Source organism: Leucobacter sp. M11 (assembly GCF_035726885.1).
Lineage (GTDB): Bacteria > Actinomycetota > Actinomycetes > Actinomycetales > Microbacteriaceae > JAPFRB01.
Genome location: NZ_JAPFRB010000005.1, coordinates 184,736 through 188,261, shown reverse-complemented (window position 1 = coordinate 188,261; position 3,526 = coordinate 184,736). Strand labels below are relative to the sequence as shown.

Annotated in this window: 2 protein-coding genes; both read left to right on the top strand. The window is 71.2% G+C overall.

Translation table 11 applies throughout. The features are described from left to right. A partial coding sequence (locus OOT08_RS16235) for a response regulator transcription factor (RefSeq protein WP_325093865.1) occupies positions 1–557 on the top strand: 557 nt, incomplete at its 5' end. Positions 558–2,471: 1,914 nt separating this feature from the next. After that, a partial coding sequence (locus OOT08_RS16230) for a DUF222 domain-containing protein (protein ID WP_325093863.1) occupies positions 2,472–3,526 on the top strand: 1,055 nt, incomplete at its 3' end.

Here is a 3,526-nt window from a genome sequence, read left to right as displayed (position 1 = left end):
CGGCGAAAGAACATCGGCCGGACGTGGTGCTGATGGACATCCGGATGCCGGGCGGCGACGGCATCCACGCGACCCAGGACATCACCGCCGACCCGGTACTCGCCGGGACCCGCGTGCTCGTGCTGAGCATGTTCGAGGTCGACGAGTACGTCTACGGCGCACTCCGCGCCGGAGCCAGCGGCTTCCTCCTCAAAGACGGCGACCCCGCCCAGCTCATCGACGCGGTCCGGCGCGTGCAGACCGGCGAAGCCCTGTTCGCACTCCGCATCCTCACAAGGCTCATCGAACACTACGTCGAGCGCACGAGCCGCAACGCCGCAGCGGTCGGATCGGCCGGGTCGGTGGGGCTCGAAGACCTGACCCCGCGAGAGACCGAGGTGCTCACCCTGGTTGGACGCGGCCTGGCGAACGACGAAATCGCGGGCGAGCTCTCCCTCTCCGCCCACACCGTCAAGACCTATATCGGGAACCTGCTCGCCAAGCTCCACGCCCGAGACCGAGCCCAGCTCGTCATCGCCGCCTACGAGACACGTCTCGTCACCCCCCGCGAGCCGTGAGGGAAGAACGGCGGTGGAGGGGGACGTTTTGCCCTGGCAGGCTCCCCCGCTCCCCCGCTTGACGGTGCGGGGTGCGCTGTTCCACGGAGAGGGACCCACGATGTGGGATTCAGCGCACCGCACTCTGAGGGGAACCGCTGTCCGCGTCAGGGCGGAGCCGTTTGCCCAGGCATCGTCAACGAGGTCACGATTCCTGCCCAGAGGTGCGGGCCCAGCCGCCCGGATCATGTGTATGTCTGTGGTCCCGGTTCACCCCTCCGCATGGACCGCAGCCGAGCACCCTCGCCGACTCCCCCGGGACCCGTCCAGGCGCGGGAACCACAGCGCTGCGCCTCTCGACGGCACTGGGGGTCCCGAACGAGCACGATTCCGCGCGCATTCCGCTCACGGTCGCAGGCCTCACCGAGGCCGCGCAGCTGATCCTCACCGCGCTCCGCGACGAGGCCGCCACAAGCTCGCCGAGGAGCGCGCCGCGGCCCGAGACCCCGCCGGGACCGGGCGGGGCGTCCTCGACTCGGTCAGTGGCCTGCGCGAGGCGATGCTCCCTTCGCGGGCCGCGCGACTCCGAGGCGCGGCCCTGCGCCGAGGTGCTCCCGTAGAGAGAAGTTTCCCCGCTGGCGCACGCCGGCAACACGCGCGAAAATCCGCCGTGTCGCCGCGGTCCATGCGCCCCGCACCCCACCAGGTTCGAGTGTCGGTGGCCCGGTTATGGTCTGCTCATGAACGTCTTCTCGAGCACCGCCGCCGCCTTGCCCGGGTTCCGCCCGGGCGGGGCCGTGCCGCTTCCGAGGACGGTGCAATTCTGAGGTGCGGAGCTGCCCCCAGGGGCTCCCGCGGTGGCGTGTTTCCACGGAGGCTCACTCCGGCAACTCGCGCGAAGTACCACCGAGCCGCCGCGGTCCATACGCACTGCATTCCGGCAAACGCGAATGTCCGTGGACCCGGTTACGGTCTGCTCATGAACGACTTCCCGAGCACCGATGCCGCCGTCCCCGGGTTCCTCCGTGGCGGGGTGGTTGTGACGGTGCGGGCCGGTCGATGCGGTGGTCTATCGCTGGCTCGATCGGCAGGCGCGGTGAGAGCCTTGGACGGCCCAGCACTCCGGCAGCACGCGCGATTTTCCGCCGTGTCGGCGCGGACCACGCGTCCCGCACTCCGGCAAACGCGAATGTCGGTGGTCCCGGTTACCGTCTGCACATGAACGTCTTCCCGAGCACCTCCGCAACCGCCCCCGGGTTCCACCCGGGCGGGGCCGTACCGCCTCCGCGGGCGGCGCAATTCCGGGGTGCGGCCCTGCCCCCGGGGACTCCCACGGTGGCGTGTTTCCACGGAGGCTCACTCCGGCAGAGCGCACGGATCACCGCCGCGCCGACGCGATCCACGCGCCCCGCACCCCACCAAACGCGAATGTTCCTGGTCCCGGTTACGGTCTGCACATGAACTTCTACCAGAGCACCGACGCCGCCTTACCCGGGTTCCGCCCGGACGGGGCCGTGTCGCCTCCGCGGACGGCGCAATTCCGCAGTGCGGACCTGCCCCCGGGAACTCCCGCGGTGGCGTATTTCCACGGTGGCGCACTCCGACCACGCGCGCGAATTCCAGCCATGTCGGCGCGGTCCACGCGCCCCGCACCCCACCGAACAGGAATGTCGGTGGTCCCGGTTACGGTCTGCACATGAACTTCTTCCCCAGCGCTGACGCCACTGTTCCCGGGTTCCGCCCGAGCGGGGCCGCGCTGCCTCCGCGGGCGGCGCAATCCCGGGGTGCGAGCCTGCCCCCGAGGGTTCCCGCGGTGGCGTGTTTCCACCGTGGCTCACTCCGGCAGCACGCACGGATTTCAGCCGTGCCGCCGCGGTCCTCGCGCCCCGCATCTCGGCAAACGCGAATGTCGGTGGTCCCGGTTATGGTCTGCACATGAACTTCTTCCCGAGCACCGATGCCACCTACCCCGGGTTCCAGCCGGGCGGGGTCGCAGTGCCCGGGAATGCCGCGGAAACGTCGTCGTCTGAGACCGTCGCCCCGGAGAATCGCGCGGCTGAGACCGTCACGATCCCGCTCACGGTCGCCGGTCTCACCGAGGCCGCGCACCTGATCCTCACCGCGCTCCGCGACGAAGCCGCCCGCGCGCTCGCCGAGGAGCGCGCCGCGGCCCGAGACACCGCCGGGGCCGGAAACGGTGTCCTCGACTGGGGCGGCGGGCTCCAGGGCGTCATCCAGCCCGACGGGGCCACCGAGGGAGTCCTCGACCCGGCAAAGGCCCGCCGCCACGAACGCATCCTGGCCGATCTTGCCGGGGTCGAGGCCCTAGCACGACACGTGGACGCCGCCCGGGTCTGGGCCGCGGGCCGCGTCGACGAGGCCTCCGCACGCGAATACGGGTCCGAGGGCCTCGCCCGGCAACAGAATTTCCGTTCGGCCGGCTCGCTCACCGCGTCGGTGACCGGGGTTTCCGAGCGCACCGCCCGGCAGCGTATCCGGCTCGCGAAGCGCACCCGCACGGCGACGAATCTGCTGGGCGACGTCGTCCCCGGCGCGTTTCCCGCGGTCTCCGCGGCCCTCGACGCGGGCGAGCTCGGCACCGACGCCGCGGAGGTGATCGTGGCCGGGCTCTCCCGCGTCACCAAGCGAATCGGGGCCAACGAACAGACAGCTGCCGCCGAGAGGGAACTCGTCGCCCTCGCCGGGTCCGACACGGGCGGGCTCCGGCACAGCGCCGAGGAAGTGGCCAGGCTCACCGAGCACGCCGTCGAACTCCTCGACCCCGACGGAGCCGCCCCCGACGAGGCCGAACGCCGTCAAAAGCGGTTCCTGCGGCTGACGCCGCTGTCGGACGGGATGACCCGGCTCACCGGGCTCCTCGATCCCGAGTCCGCCGCGATCATGACCGCGCTCGTCACCCCAACGGAGCGGGAACGAGCGAAAGAGTGGGCGGAGCACCAGCGCGCCGAGGAAACGGGCGCAGACGCGCA